Raw genomic sequence first — 13,265 nt, forward strand, 5'->3', positions numbered from 1 at the left:
GCCGCGAAGAGCTACACGAAAATCTAAGCCGCATTTTTGCCACAGTGATTTAAATCTGATGATTGAAACAACCACAGACCTTGAGGCCGCCTGCGAGCAGCTGGCCCGTTCAAATTATATTACGATTGACACCGAATTCCTGCGCGAGACGACCTTCTGGCCGGAGCTCTGCCTGATCCAGATGGCAAGTCCGGATCTCGCCGTCATTGTCGACCCGATGGCCAAAGGCATCGACCTTTCGCCCTTCTTCGCGCTGATGGCCAATCCTGAAGTCATCAAGGTATTCCATGCCGCGCGTCAGGACATCGAGATCATCTTCCATCTCGGCAACCTCATTCCGCACCCGATCTTCGACACACAGGTCGCGGCCATGGTTTGCGGCTTCGGCGATAGCGTCTCCTATGACCAGCTCGTCAACCGCGTGACCGGCACGCAGATCGACAAGTCCTCACGCTTTACCGACTGGAGCCGCCGGCCGCTGACCGACAAGCAGCTCGACTATGCGCTCGCCGACGTCACGCATCTGCGCGACATCTACAAGTACCTGGCCGCAGAGCTGGAACGCGAGGGGCGCTCGTTGTGGCTGACTGAAGAGATGGCGATCCTTGAGGCACGCGACACCTATGACCTGCATCCGGACGACGCCTGGCAGCGTCTCAAGATGCGCGTCAAGAAACCGATCGAACTCGCCGTCCTCAAGACCGTCGCTGCCTGGCGCGAACGCGAGGCGCGCGCCCGCAACGTACCGCGCGGCCGCATCCTGAAAGACGACGCCATCTACGAGATTGCCCAGCAGCAGCCGAAGGACGCGGAAGCCCTGGGACGGCTTAGGACCGTTCCCAAGGGCTGGGAACGGTCCAGCGCCGGAACTGCGGTCATCGAGGCGGTCAACGAGGCGCTCGCGATCCCGAAGACCGATCTGCCGAAGCTACCGCGCCAAAACCATACGCCGGAAGGCGCCGCTGCCGCAGGCGAAATGCTCAAGGTTCTTTTGAAGCTCATCGCCGAAAAGCAGGGCGTGGCCGCGAAGATCATCGCCAACAGCGACGATCTCGACAGGATCGCCGCCGAGGGCGAGAAGGCCGATGTCGGCGCGCTCAAGGGCTGGCGGCGCGAACTCTTCGGTGAAACCGCGCTGAAGCTCATCAACGGCGAAGTGGCTCTTCGTTTCGTCGACAAGAAGATCGAGACGGTGGAGCTCGGCAGCTAGATTTGCTTCAAGCGGCAAATAGTATCGGACGGAGTCAAGTTTCCGCCCGAATCCGGCTCTAGCTGAAAGCCGGGCGGAACAGAATCACCATCGTCTCGAACGAAGGTGACTACTGCATGTTTCCTTAATCGTACCCGATTAAAGGGCAAAAACATGCAGAAATTCAAAGTGCTACAGCGACCCTTGCGCGTCTGATAAGACGCGCGCCGCTGTAGGCGTGGCAGAGCGGCAACGTTGCGTGCCGACTGACACGTATGCCGCTTCTTCCGTACCGGGGCTTCCTATGCGTTGGCGCTTCTCCACTTTCGAAGGACTTCTGCTGCTGCTCGTCATCGCGGGCGCAGGGGCAGTTTACGCATGGGTTTTCTATGGAAAGGGCGCCCTGATCGGCGCCACCTACGCGCTCTTTATGTGCCTGCCGATCATTGCCTTCGAGAGGCGCATCATCTTCCGGCGCCTCAATCGGCGGATCCACGCCTTCTCGACGCCTGTCTTCTTTGTCGCCTCGCTTGCGATCTACTTCGTGCTTCTCGATGTCGGCTACGCGGCGGCCGGCCTGATCATGCAGACAAGCGGCGTTATGGACGACAACTGGATGGAGGCGATGACGCCATCCAAGACGGTCCTGCTCTTCGCATTGGGTATCTCGGGTTCGCTCGTCTTCATCCTCCGGGTTCGCGAGCTTTTGGGCCGCGATGTCTTTCTGAGCCTGCTGACGGGCCGTTACCGCAATCCGGTTCAGGAAGAGCGCGTCTTCCTGTTCGTCGACCTCGCCGGCTCGACCAGCTACGCCGAGAAACACGGCGACCTCAGGATGCAGGAATATCTCGGCCGGCTGTTCGCGACGATTGCCGACCCTGTGCTGCGCTATCGGGGGTCGATAGACGACTATGTGGGCGACGCTGCCGTCATCACCTGGCCCTTCGACCGCGCCACCAACAATGCGGCCTGCATTCATTGCGTCTTCGACATTCTGGAAATTATCGATGCGGAGGCGCACCGCTGGCAGAAGGAATTCGGCGAGGTCCCGCGCCTGCGCGCAGCCCTTCATGGCGGCACCATCGTTGCTGCCGAAATCGGCCTCGACAGGCACAAGATCACCTATTTCGGCGATACGGTGAACACCACCGCCCGGCTGGAAGGCTTTTGCAAGACACTCGGCCACCAGGTGCTGATCTCCACCGACCTCGCCCGCAAGATGCGTCTGCCGCACTATGTCCGGGTCGAGGATCTCGGCGAGCACGCGATCAAGGGCCGCGGTCAAAAGCTCGGCGTTCTGGCACTGCGTGTCGGAGGCTCACCGCCTGCCCTTGCGCCCAGTGCGGCGGAATAGTCACCGTTGGGCCGTAGCCGCTTCAGCCGTGCAGGTTTGCGCCCTTGGTAATCTTGTCGACCAGCTTCTTGTCCGCATGGATGGCGATGCCGGCGACCGCGGCATCGTCCGGTCTGGTTTCCGCGAAAACCGCGCGATTGGCATTGTCGTGGCCGGTGGCGAACATGCCGTCGACATAGATCGAGGCTCGTATTTCTCTTTCGATCGCACGTCGTTGAATGTTGCCGAGTGTCTTCCCATCTGCAGCGAGCACGATGATCGGCTGGACACTCAGGGCGTTGTAGACGTTGCCGGCGCCGTCGCGATAGTCTTCCCCGATGATATCGGGCTTCTGCCCGGCAATACCGGTGGCGAGGAAGGCGGTGACGTTCAGCTTTTGCCAGGTTGCCAGGTCTTCGCGCAATACGATCGCAAATTTGGTATCGAACATGACAGTCATCTCCATTTCAGCCCGACAGGGCGTGCCGGAAGACGCATTATCGGAGGGTGCTGCCGTCGATCTTGAACGATTGTGCGGGACGCAAGGTGACGGTATCCGGGTCGCTCCCGCCGTCGATGGCATCGAGCGCATAGAAGCGCGCCTGCATGGGAAATTCTTTGAGCCTCATCGCCACGACACCTACGCGATCGGCGTGACGCTCGGCGGCGTCCAGACGTTCCAGTACCGCGGCGAAAGCCGCTTCAGCAAACCCGGGAGCATCATCATCCTCCACCCGGACGAGATCCACGATGGCGGCGCGGGAACGGAGATCGGGCTGCGCTATCGGATGATGTATCTGCAGCCGGAACGCTTGCTCGCCGCGCTCGGCGAAACGGGGCGCGCCCTGCCCTTCGTCGCAGCACCTGTCGTGGGTGACGAGGCCCTGCGGCAGGCGGTCGGAGAAGCCGTGATGGACCTCGACAATGGCATCGACGAGCTGGCGCTTGACGACATCCTCGTTCGGATCGCGGAGGGCCTCTACCGGCATGCCGGCGCCAAGGACATCAAGCCGGGAAAGGCCGACAAGCACGCAGTTCTGGAGGCAACCGAATACCTTCGCGCCAATCTCGAGCGGCCCGTGGGTTCCCAGGAACTCGAGGCCGTCAGCGGGCTCGATCGCTTCACGCTGGCGAGGCAGTTCCGCAAAGTTCTCGGCACAAGCCCGCATCGCTACCTCCTGATGCGCCGGCTGGAGCGCGCCCGGCAGATGATTGCCAGGGGAGAAAGTCTTGCAGGTGCTGCGCTCGAAACCGGCTTTGCCGATCAGGCGCATTTCACCCGCCATTTCAAGCGCGCCTATGGCATAACACCAGGACGCTGGGCGAGCCTCGCCGTCGCCGGCTGAGCCTGTCACCAAAGCTTCATCGGTCTGTCAGACAAGCATCACCCCTTCGTCATCTAAGCCGCCTATCGGGTTGCGGTCTACAGCGCCGCGCGTCTTATCAGACGCGTAAAGGTCGCTGTAGCACTTCGAATTGCTGCATGTCTTTGTCCTTAAATCGAGGGCGATTTAAGGAGGCATGCGGGAGGCTCCAACCCATGGTGACTTTTATGACGAAAACGCTTCTCGCCACCGCGGCGCTCTCACTTTTGATGACGATGGCCGCCTCGGCCGAGGAAAAGTCCTTCACCGCAACGCTGAAGGGTCACGCGATCCTGCCGGCGAACACGATCATCGCCGCTCCCTCGGATGCACCCGATTACCTGAAGACCTCCGGCAAGTTCACCTCCGCGGACCGCAAGCGCGCAGAAGCGCTCGGCACCGTGCCGGGCAAGGACGGCGTTCGCCCGACCGGGCTTTCGCTGCCCTTCAACGGCCAGCCGATGCAAGGCTTTTCCGGCATCAAGGCGATGGAGGACGGTACGTTCTGGAGCCTCTCCGACAATGGCTTCGGCAACAAGCTGAACTCCACCGACGCCATGCTGATGCTGCATCACGTCAAGATGGACTGGGATGGGGGCAAGGTCGAAGCGCTGAAGACCCTCTTCCTCACCGACCCGGACAAGAAGGCACCCTTCCCGATCGTCATGGAAGGTTCTGACAAGCGCTATCTCACCGGGGCGGATTTCGACGTCGAATCGATCCAGCCGGTCGCCGACGGCTTCTGGGTTGGCGAAGAATTCGGACCCTACATCCTCAAGTTCGATCTCGACGGCAAGCTGACGGACGTCGTTGCGACGACGGTCGATGGCAAGCCGGTCCTGTCGCCCGACAATCCGACGCTGACGCTGCAGGCCGACCCGTCGAAGAAGACGCCCGCTTTCAACCTGAAGCGCTCCGGCGGCTATGAAGGCATGGCCCTTTCCAAGGATGGCAGCAAGCTCTATGGCCTGCTCGAAGGCCCCCTCTGGACGGACGGCGAAACGGTCGAGCAGGCCGATGGTCGCCCGGCGCTGCGCATCATCGAACTCGATGTCGCGAGCAAGGCCTGGACCGGTCGCAGCTGGCTCTATCCGCTGGCTGAAGGCGGCGAGGCGATCGGCGACTTCAACATGCTCGACGACAAGACCGCGCTGGTGATCGAACGCGACAACGGCGCCGGCACGGTCGACAAGGCGTGTGCCGACCCGAAGGACCCGAAGCCGGACTGCTTCGCCACCGGCTCCAAGGTCAAGCGCATCTACAAGATCGCCTTCGATGACAGCGATGTCGGCAAGGCCGTGCGAAAGATCGGCTACATCGACCTGCTCAAGATCGCCGACCCGGATAACAAGAGGCGCCAGGGCGGCGGCGAAGGCTTCTACGACATGCCCTTCGTCACCATCGAGAACGTCGACCGCGTCAATGAGACCCACATCATCGTCGGCAACGACAACAACCTGCCGTTCTCGGCCGGTCGCGCGCTCGACAAGGCCGATGACAATGAATTCGTGCTGCTCGAAGTCGGCGATTTCCTGAAGGCCGAATAATCAAAAAGGGCGCGCCAGCCCAGGTTGGCGCGCCCTTTCCGCAAGAAACAAGATTTTCCTCAGCCTCAGCTTTCGAAGTGGAAAGCGAGCCTCTTGCCGGTGAGCTTGCCGAGTTGCTGCAGGCGCCCATTCAGCCGCTCGCCGGCAAACTCCGAATAGGCGGCCGGAACGACGATCTCGAGATCCACGTCCGGCTGGGACGATTTGCGGAACGTCAGGTTCTGCGTAATCCCCGGCATCGACGCCGAGAACAGGTAGGCGACACGCAGCAGGCCGCCGAGCAGCTTCGCCAGTTCCAGCAAGCGCGGCGTGGTGATACCGGCAAGCGCGTTCGTGGCGCCGTCATCGTTCAGCCCTTCGAAGCGGTAGTAGTTGGCAAGCGCGATATAGGCGCGGCCCGCATGGGTGATACCGGAGAAGGTCGAGTGGGCGATGATGTTCAGCGCCTGCAGGCCGCGATAGTCGGGATGCGCGCGCCAGCTGATATCGGCGAGCAGGCACGCGGCCTGACGATAACGGCTTTCCTCTTCCGTCTCTTCTATCCCGAAGAACGGCACCATGCGGCCCGTCCAGTCGGCCAGTTCACGCGCATGCTCGGGTGAGCGGGCGCGCAGGATGGCGATTTCATTCGCCGCCGTCAGCAGCGGATCCTGGGCGCGTTCCTCGTCCTTCAGCAACGAGAACAGATAGCCTTCGCGCACACCGAGTGCCGAGAAGGAAATCCGCTCCGGCTTCATGATCGAGAGCGCTTCCTGCATGGCGATCGCCCCGAAGGGCAGAAGGCTGCGGCGGCTCTTCGAGATCGTCGCATAGGCCGACGGCTTGATGCTCTTCGGCTCGATCACTTCAGGCAGCAGCGCCATCGCCTCGTCGTAGGAAATCTCGTAGCCCTGCATCATGTGCAGCGGATAGTCCCGGGTCTCCATGTGCAGCTTGGCGATCGAGCGCCATGTGCCGCCGACAGCGTAGAAGGTGCGGCCCGTACCGGTCCTCAGCACGGCCGAGTTCTTCATGAACTTGCGCACCCAGGTGCGCGCTTTCGTGAGCGAGCCATTGCTGTGTTCGAACAGCCGGATGCCGCCGAGCGGCAGGGTGATACCCTTGCCGATCTTCGTGCCCGAGACGTCGACGAGCTCAAGGGAACCGCCGCCAAGGTCGCCGACGACGCCATCAGGATCGTGATAGCCGCTGACGATACCCATCGCGGAATAATAGGCCTCCTCCTCGCCGGTGAGGATACGGACCTTATGGCCGAGGATCGCCTCCGCCTTCTCGATGAAGGCCGGACCGTTGCTCGCTTCGCGTGCTGCCGCCGTGGCGAGCACATACATCGATATGGCACGCGCCTGCTTCGAGAGCGCGTGGAAGCGATGCAGCGCCCTGAGCGCGCGCTCGACGCTTTCTTCGTCCATGCGTCCGGTCGCATCGATGCCCTTGCCGAGACCGCACATCACCTTTTCGTTGAACAGCATGGCCGGCGAGCGGCTCAGGCCTTCATAGACGACAAGGCGGATGGAGTTCGAACCGATATCGATAACGGAAACCGGGCGGATGCCGGGCAGACGCCCCTGCGCTTCTGATTCGACCATGCAATTCCAGTTTATTTGTGCCAGCCGCTCTTCCAGCCAGCTATGAGCTTCGGTGCGCTGGACTTCAGGGCTTCACCCCGGCCGGAGAGGCTGGGATTGGTCATGAAATAGTGCTGTGCGTTGAAAGGCTCGGCGTCCTTGCCGACTTCCATCCGGCGAGAGGTGCCATCAGGAAGAATTTCGTAGCTCTGCTGGTTGTCGATGAGATTGCCCAGCATGATCTGCGACAGAACCTGTTCGTGCACAGTCCGGTTGATGAGAGGCACGAGCGTCTCGACCCGCCGGTCCAGATTGCGCGGCATCATATCCGCCGAGCCGATATAGACAAGGGCATTTTCCGATGGAAGCCCATGGCCGTTGCCGAAGCAGAATATGCGGGAATGTTCGAGGAAACGGCCGACGATGGACTTGACACGGATGTTGTCGGAGAGCCCGGGGACTTGCGGCCGAAGGCAGCAGATGCCGCGCACCACGAGGTCGATCTCGACGCCGGCGCGGCTCGCCTTGTAGAGCGCGTCGATGATTTCCGGGTCGACGAGAGAATTCATCTTCATCCAGATCGCCGCCGGGCGCCCGGCCTTGGCATGTTCGATCTCTTCGTCGACGTGCTTGAGGATGCGCGGGCGCAGCGTGTGCGGCGAAACCGCGAGCTTCATGCCGGCTTCCGGCTCGCCATAGCCGGTGATGAAGTTGAAGATGTTCGCCATGTCGTGGGCGATCACCGGGTTGCAGGTGAAGAACGACAGGTCGGTATAGATCTTCGCCGTCACCGGGTGATAGTTGCCGGTGCCGAGGTGGCAGTAGGTCCTGAGCCTGCCTTCCTCACGCCGCACCACCATCGACATCTTGGCGTGAGTCTTGAGTTCGATGAAACCGAAAACGACCTGCACGCCGGCGCGCTCGAGGTCGCGCGCCCAGCGGATATTGGCCTCCTCGTCGAAACGGGCCTTGAGCTCGACCAGCGCCGTCACCGACTTGCCGGCTTCAGCCGCATCGATCAGCGCGCGCACGATCGGACTGTCGTTCGAGGTGCGGTAGAGCGTCTGCTTGATGGCGACCACTTCAGGATCGCGTGCCGCCTGCAACAGGAACTGCACGACGACGTCGAAGGATTCGTAGGGGTGGTGGACCACCATGTCCTTCTCGCGGATCGCCGCCAGGCAATCGCCGGCATGCTCGCGGACGCGCTCGGGAAAGCGCGGATTGTAGGGGTCGAAGCGCAGATCGTCGCGCGGCGCCTTGGTGATTTCAGAGAGCGTGTTGAGCGCCAGCAGGCCGGGGAGAACGGCGATGCGGTTTTCCGGAACGCCGAGTTCCTGCACGACGAACTGGCGCAGCGACGCCGGCATTTCCGAATCGGTCTCGATGCGGATCACCGAACCACGGCGACGGCGCTTCAACGCGGTTTCGAAGAAGCGCACCAGGTCTTCGGCTTCTTCCTCCACTTCGATATCGCTGTCGCGGATGATGCGGAAGGTACCGGAACCCTTGACCTCGTAACCGGGGAACAGCCGATCGATGAACTGGCTGACCATATCTTCGAGCGTAATATAGCGGATGACGTTCTTGACGTCGGGCAGCCGGATAAAGCGGTCGAGCGCGACCGGCAGGCGCAAGAGCGCGGTCATCGGCTCGCGGCCAGTCTTGCTGACGAGCTGCAGGCCCATCGAGAAGCCTAAGTTCGGAATGAACGGGAACGGGTGCGCCGGATCGATCGAGAGCGGCGTCAGCACCGGGAAGATCGACTGGTCGAACTCGTTGGCAAGCCAGCTCCTGTCCTGCGCCGACAGCGACGCCGGGCGCACGATCAGGATGTCTTCCTTGGCGAGATACTGCTGCAGGACCGCAAGCGAGGCCTGCTGCTCCATCTGCAGATTGTCGATTTCCTTGAGGATGTCTTCGAGCTGTTCGACCGGCGTCTTACCATCGGGCGAGCGCATGGAAAGGCCCTGGCGCACCTGCCCTTCCAGGCCCGCAACGCGCACCATGAAGAACTCGTCGAGGTTGGCAGCGGAGATCGACAGGAAGCGAATCCGCTCCAGCAGCGGATGTGCCGTATTCAGCGTTTCTTCGAGCACGCGACGATTGAACTGCAGCCAGGAGAATTCGCGGTTGATGAAGCGCCGCGGGCTGGTCAGCAGATCGATGTCCTCCACTGCCGCCTGGTTTTCGTTCACCGCCGATACCGCGTTATCCATGCTCATTCGATCCCATTGCTCCGGTTGCACCGGCTATCTCAGTTTGACGACGGTTCTGTGACAGTCAATCGGACCGCCGCCGATTCCCCAGTTCTTCGAGAACTTCGGAAGCAAGTGCCCGGCTGAGCTTCGTTCCGCGGGAAAGTGCCAGATGGTCGATGCGCTCGACGATCGTCTGCGCCGCCTCCAGCGACCGCTCCATGCGCTGAACGATATAGCCCACGAGCCGCTCGTCGACGAAGAGCTGGCGGTCGGCGAAAAGCTTGATCAGCACCTGCGTCAGCAACTCGTCATCCGGCTCGCCGATCTCGACGATGGTCGCCGCCTTCAGGCGCGAGCGCAGATCCGGCAGCGTCACCGGCCAGGACATCGGCCATAGCCGCGTCGTCATCAGGAGACCGGTGCCATGCTGGCGCACGTTGTTGATGACGTGGAAAAGCGTCGTGTCGTCAAAGCCACTGCGGTCGGCGTCCTCGAAGAGGACAGGCTTCTCCGCCGCAATCAGCGCGGCATCCGAGCCGGCGAGCGGATGGATCGTTTCGGCCCCTGCCCGCTCTTTCCAGATGCTGGCGAGATGCGATTTGCCGGAGCCGACGGGCCCGGCGATGATGACGACCGGCGACGGCCAGTCCGGCCAGTGGTCGACGATGGCGATCGCAGCGCTCAGCCTGTCGGAGACGAGCAGGTCCTCACGGCCCGTCGCCGGGTCGTGGCCGAAGGCCAGGGGTATTTGTTCGAATGCGCGTTTTGTCATGCTGTACTCGGGACAATCGTCGGAAATCAGGCGGCCTTGTCGCTCTTCGCCTTCTTTTCCACGGCCTTGCCGTGCCCGTGATAGAGGTCGCTATCAAGGTACCGCTGGATGCCGAAGCGGACAAGCACGCCGATGGCCGCTGCTGCCGGCACCGCCACCAGCAGACCGACGAAGCCGAAGAGCGCGCCGAAGGCAAGGAGCGCAAACATCAACCAGACCGGATGCAGGCCGACGCTTTTGCCCACCAGCTTCGGCTGGAGGATGTTGCCCTCCATGAACTGACCGCTGAAGAAAACTGCAAGCACGAGGCCGATCCAAAGATAGTCCGGCCAGAACTGCACCAGGGCAACGCCAACAGCGAGCACGAGGCCGACCATGGATCCGACATAGGGAATGAAGCTGATCATGCCGGCGAAGAGGCCGATCAGCAGGCCGAAATTGAGACCGACCAGCGACAGGCCGATACCGTAATAAAGGCCAAGGATGACGCAGAGCGAGCCCTGCCCGCGCACGAAGCCGGCGATCGTCGTGTTCATGTCGCGGGCGATCTGGCGCACATCCGAGACGTAGTCGCGCGGAACCCAGCTATCGACCTTCTCCACCATCCGGTCCCAGTCGAGCAGAATATAGAAGGCGACGACAGGGGTAACGACCAGCAGCGAGATGACATCGAGCAGCGCCACGCCGGAGTTCCAGATCTGCTGGAAGAGCGTGCCGACGAAAGCGGCTCCCTGTTCCAGCAGCTTGCCGGAGCTCTGCTTGAGCGACGGCATCTGGCTCGCCAGCCAATCGGGGATCAGACGCGTCTGCGCTTCGTTGACCAGCACTTGCAGCTTCGAGGCGTAGCCGGGGATGTTCGCGATGAAATCGGCCGCCTGGCTGACGACAACAGGAATGATGACCATGAGCGCCAGCACGAAGACCACGACGAAGCCGATCAAGATGACGACCGTCGCCATCAACCGGCTGAGGCCAAGCCGCTCGAGACGGTCGGCGACCGGATCGAGGAAATAGGCAAGCGCCATGCCGGCAAGGAACGGCAGCAGGATCGAGCTGAAAACCATGAGGAATGCAATGAAGGCGGCAAGCACCAGCAGCCAGAAGATGACCTGGCGCTGCAATCCGGAACCGCTGACCTTGATATCCATGACACTCCTTTAGATCACGTGCTCTTAGGTCGGATCGACCTGAAATCATCAACGTGACCGTTTCTCGTAAGCGAGAGCAGGATGCCGGCGTAACACCGCACACACTTTTCCACATCCCGCCCTGGCGCGCCGCATGCGCCGATCGCGTATCACAACCCTTTAAAGGAGATAGGGGGCGGCGCGGGCGCCGGTCAAGTCCAACCGGGTGAGGCCGCGCGGTTTGGAGCTATGCTGCTTTGCTTCTACCGTGGGATATGGGCAAAATGTTGAAAAAACGCCGCCAATCCGTGGTCTCGGCTTGCACTCCCTTGCCTGCCGTGCCAATCGCATCCGCAAAATACCTGTCGCACGACGAGCCTTGGAGAACGAGCATGAGCCAGTCGGGAAAGAACGGCCTCACCTATAGCGACGCGGGCGTGGACATCGACGCCGGCAACCTGATGGTCGAGAAGATCAAGCCGCATGTGCGCTCGACGAGGCGTCCGGGCGCCGACGGTGAGATCGGCGGCTTCGGCGGTCTCTTCGACCTGAAGGCGGCAGGCTTCACCGACCCGGTTCTGGTTGCCGCCAATGACGGCGTCGGCACCAAGCTCAAGATCGCCATCGATGCCAACAAGCACGACACTGTCGGCATCGACCTTGTCGCCATGTGCGTCAACGACCTCGTGGTCCAGGGCGCCGAGCCGCTGTTCTTCCTCGACTATTTCGCGACCGGCAAGCTCGACCCGGACCAGGGTGCCGCGATCGTCGCTGGCATCGCCAGCGGCTGCCGCGAAGCGGGCTGCGCGCTGATCGGCGGCGAGACGGCCGAAATGCCCGGCATGTATTCGGGTGGCGATTATGACCTTGCCGGCTTCGCCGTGGGTGCCGCCGAGCGCGGACAACTGTTGCCGGCCGGAGACATCGGCGAAGGCGACGTCATCCTCGGCCTCGCATCGTCGGGCGTTCACTCCAACGGCTATTCGCTGGTGCGCAAGATCGTCACGCTCTCGGGCCTTGCCTGGGACGCACCCGCGCCGTTCGGCGAAGGCACGCTTGCCGATCTCCTGATGACGCCGACGCGCATCTATGTGAAGCCGCTCTTGAAGGCGATCCGCGAGACCGGCGCGATCAAGGCGCTCGCCCATATCACCGGCGGCGGCTTCCCCGAGAACATTCCGCGCGTGCTGCCGAAGCACCTCGCCGCCGAGATCGACCTCGATGCGATCAAGGCGCCGAAGGTGTTCTCCTGGCTTGCACAGACCGGCGGCGTTGCTGCCAACGAGATGCTGCGCACCTTCAACTGCGGCGTCGGCATGATCGTCGTCGTCCCGGCGGACAAGGCTGCGGAGATCGCCTCTGTGCTGACCGGCGAAGGTGAAACCGTCTTCACGCTCGGCCGGATGGTCGCGCGCGACGAAGGTGCTGCCGGCACGATCTACAAGGGCACCCTCGCCCTATGACGACTGAGGTCTCGACGGGCAAGAAGCGGGTCGTCGTCTTCATTTCGGGTGGCGGCTCCAACATGCTGGCGCTGGCGAAAGCCGCGGCCGAGCCAGGTTTTCCCGCCGAGATCGTTGCGGTCATCGCCGACAAGGCGGATGCCGGCGGCCTCGTCAAGGCGGCAGCACTCGGTATTGCCACACGCAGTTTCCTGCGCAAGGATTTCGACAGCAAGGACGCCCACGAGGCGGCAATCCTTGCCGAGCTCGATCGCCTATCGCCGGATATCATCTGCCTGGCCGGCTATATGCGGCTGCTTTCGGCAACCTTCATCCAGCGCCATCAAGGGCGGATCCTCAACATCCACCCCTCGCTGCTGCCGCTCTTCCCCGGCTTGCACACCCATCAGCGGGCGATCGACGCCGGCATGAAGGTCGCCGGCTGCACGGTGCACTTCGTGACCGAAGGCATGGACGAAGGCCCGATCCTCGCGCAGGCAGTGGTGCCGGTTCTCCCCGGCGATACATCCGAAAGCCTTGCAGCGCGGGTGCTGACCGTCGAGCACCGCACCTATCCGATGGCGCTCCGGCTGATGGCCGAGGGCAAGGTGCGCATGGAAGATGGTCGCGCGGTGAGCCATAGCGCTGCCGAAGCAACCGCCACGCTGATCTCGCCTGCCGCCTGATTAGAGCACCCCGCTTTCAGTGAAATTACTGGAAGC

Annotated in this window: 11 protein-coding genes; 6 read left to right on the forward strand and 5 right to left on the reverse strand. The window is 62.2% G+C overall.

Features of this window, described 5'->3' with window-relative positions:
- The first annotated feature begins 58 nt into the window (after positions 1-58).
- Complete coding sequence (rnd, locus tag ASE60_RS20965; protein ID WP_057252617.1) at positions 59-1,210, forward strand: ribonuclease D; 1,152 nt, start codon at positions 59-61, stop codon at positions 1,208-1,210.
- 283 nt (positions 1,211-1,493) lie between these two features.
- Positions 1,494-2,543, forward strand: a complete 1,050-nt coding sequence (locus tag ASE60_RS20970) for an adenylate/guanylate cyclase domain-containing protein (RefSeq protein ID WP_057252620.1) — start codon at positions 1,494-1,496, stop codon at positions 2,541-2,543.
- A 22-nt stretch (positions 2,544-2,565) separates the two neighbouring features.
- On the opposite strand, the gene ASE60_RS20975 is transcribed toward ASE60_RS20970, so the two are convergent.
- A complete protein-coding gene (locus tag ASE60_RS20975; RefSeq protein WP_057252622.1) occupies positions 2,566-2,973 on the reverse strand; it encodes a DUF2000 family protein in 408 nt (135 codons plus the stop codon).
- Here ASE60_RS20975 and ASE60_RS20980 point away from each other — a divergent pair.
- A complete protein-coding gene (locus ASE60_RS20980; protein ID WP_082615963.1) occupies positions 2,972-3,868 on the forward strand; it encodes an AraC family transcriptional regulator in 897 nt (298 codons plus the stop codon). The genes ASE60_RS20975 and ASE60_RS20980 overlap by 2 nt on opposite strands.
- Before the next feature lie 206 nt (positions 3,869-4,074).
- Complete coding sequence (locus ASE60_RS20985; RefSeq protein WP_057252895.1) at positions 4,075-5,433, forward strand: esterase-like activity of phytase family protein; 1,359 nt, start codon at positions 4,075-4,077, stop codon at positions 5,431-5,433.
- Between the two features lie 65 nt (positions 5,434-5,498).
- Here ASE60_RS20985 and ppx read toward each other — a convergent pair whose 3' ends face one another.
- The 4 genes from ppx to ASE60_RS21005 all read right to left on the reverse strand — a co-directional run bounded on the left by ppx (position 5,499) and on the right by ASE60_RS21005 (position 11,122).
- Positions 5,499-7,022, reverse strand: coding sequence for an exopolyphosphatase (ppx, locus tag ASE60_RS20990; protein ID WP_057252625.1), 1,524 nt, complete (start codon positions 7,020-7,022; stop codon positions 5,499-5,501).
- 11 nt (positions 7,023-7,033) lie between these two features.
- A complete protein-coding gene (locus ASE60_RS20995) occupies positions 7,034-9,220 on the reverse strand; it encodes an RNA degradosome polyphosphate kinase (protein ID WP_057252898.1) in 2,187 nt (728 codons plus the stop codon).
- Positions 9,221-9,284: 64 nt separating this feature from the next.
- A complete protein-coding gene (gene hdaA, locus ASE60_RS21000) occupies positions 9,285-9,974 on the reverse strand; it encodes a DnaA regulatory inactivator HdaA (RefSeq protein ID WP_057252627.1) in 690 nt (229 codons plus the stop codon).
- 26 nt (positions 9,975-10,000) lie between these two features.
- On the reverse strand, positions 10,001-11,122 hold the full coding sequence (locus ASE60_RS21005; RefSeq protein WP_057252628.1) for an AI-2E family transporter: 1,122 nt from the start codon (positions 11,120-11,122) through the stop codon (positions 10,001-10,003).
- 371 nt (positions 11,123-11,493) lie between these two features.
- Between ASE60_RS21005 and purM the strand changes: the two genes are divergently transcribed.
- On the forward strand, positions 11,494-12,564 hold the full coding sequence (gene purM / locus ASE60_RS21010) for a phosphoribosylformylglycinamidine cyclo-ligase (RefSeq protein WP_057252631.1): 1,071 nt from the start codon (positions 11,494-11,496) through the stop codon (positions 12,562-12,564).
- Positions 12,561-13,229: a phosphoribosylglycinamide formyltransferase gene (purN, locus tag ASE60_RS21015; protein ID WP_057252632.1), complete on the forward strand. Its 669-nt coding sequence runs from the start codon at positions 12,561-12,563 to the stop codon at positions 13,227-13,229. The genes purM and purN overlap by 4 nt, the downstream gene beginning before the upstream one ends.
- Positions 13,230-13,265: the final 36 nt, after the last annotated feature.

Source organism: Ensifer sp. Root278 (assembly GCF_001429285.1).
Lineage (GTDB): Bacteria > Pseudomonadota > Alphaproteobacteria > Rhizobiales > Rhizobiaceae > Ensifer.

Bases quoted from the DNA above. Each gene is read 5' to 3' on its own strand.
- ASE60_RS20980 (WP_082615963.1), top strand. From the start codon at position 2,972: ATGACAGTCATCTCCATTTCAGCCCGACAGGGCGTGCCGGAAGACGCA.
- rnd (WP_057252617.1), top strand. From the start codon at position 59: ATGATTGAAACAACCACAGACCTTGAGGCCGCCTGCGAGCAGCTGGCC.
- purN (WP_057252632.1), top strand. From the start codon at position 12,561: ATGACGACTGAGGTCTCGACGGGCAAGAAGCGGGTCGTCGTCTTCATT.
- purM (WP_057252631.1), top strand. From the start codon at position 11,494: ATGAGCCAGTCGGGAAAGAACGGCCTCACCTATAGCGACGCGGGCGTG.
- hdaA (WP_057252627.1), bottom strand. From the start codon at position 9,974: ATGACAAAACGCGCATTCGAACAAATACCCCTGGCCTTCGGCCACGAC.
- ASE60_RS20970 (WP_057252620.1), top strand. From the start codon at position 1,494: ATGCGTTGGCGCTTCTCCACTTTCGAAGGACTTCTGCTGCTGCTCGTC.
- ASE60_RS21005 (WP_057252628.1), bottom strand. From the start codon at position 11,122: ATGGATATCAAGGTCAGCGGTTCCGGATTGCAGCGCCAGGTCATCTTC.
- ASE60_RS20985 (WP_057252895.1), top strand. From the start codon at position 4,075: ATGACGAAAACGCTTCTCGCCACCGCGGCGCTCTCACTTTTGATGACG.
- ASE60_RS20975 (WP_057252622.1), bottom strand. From the start codon at position 2,973: ATGTTCGATACCAAATTTGCGATCGTATTGCGCGAAGACCTGGCAACC.
- ppx (WP_057252625.1), bottom strand. From the start codon at position 7,022: ATGGTCGAATCAGAAGCGCAGGGGCGTCTGCCCGGCATCCGCCCGGTT.
- ASE60_RS20995 (WP_057252898.1), bottom strand. From the start codon at position 9,220: ATGGATAACGCGGTATCGGCGGTGAACGAAAACCAGGCGGCAGTGGAG.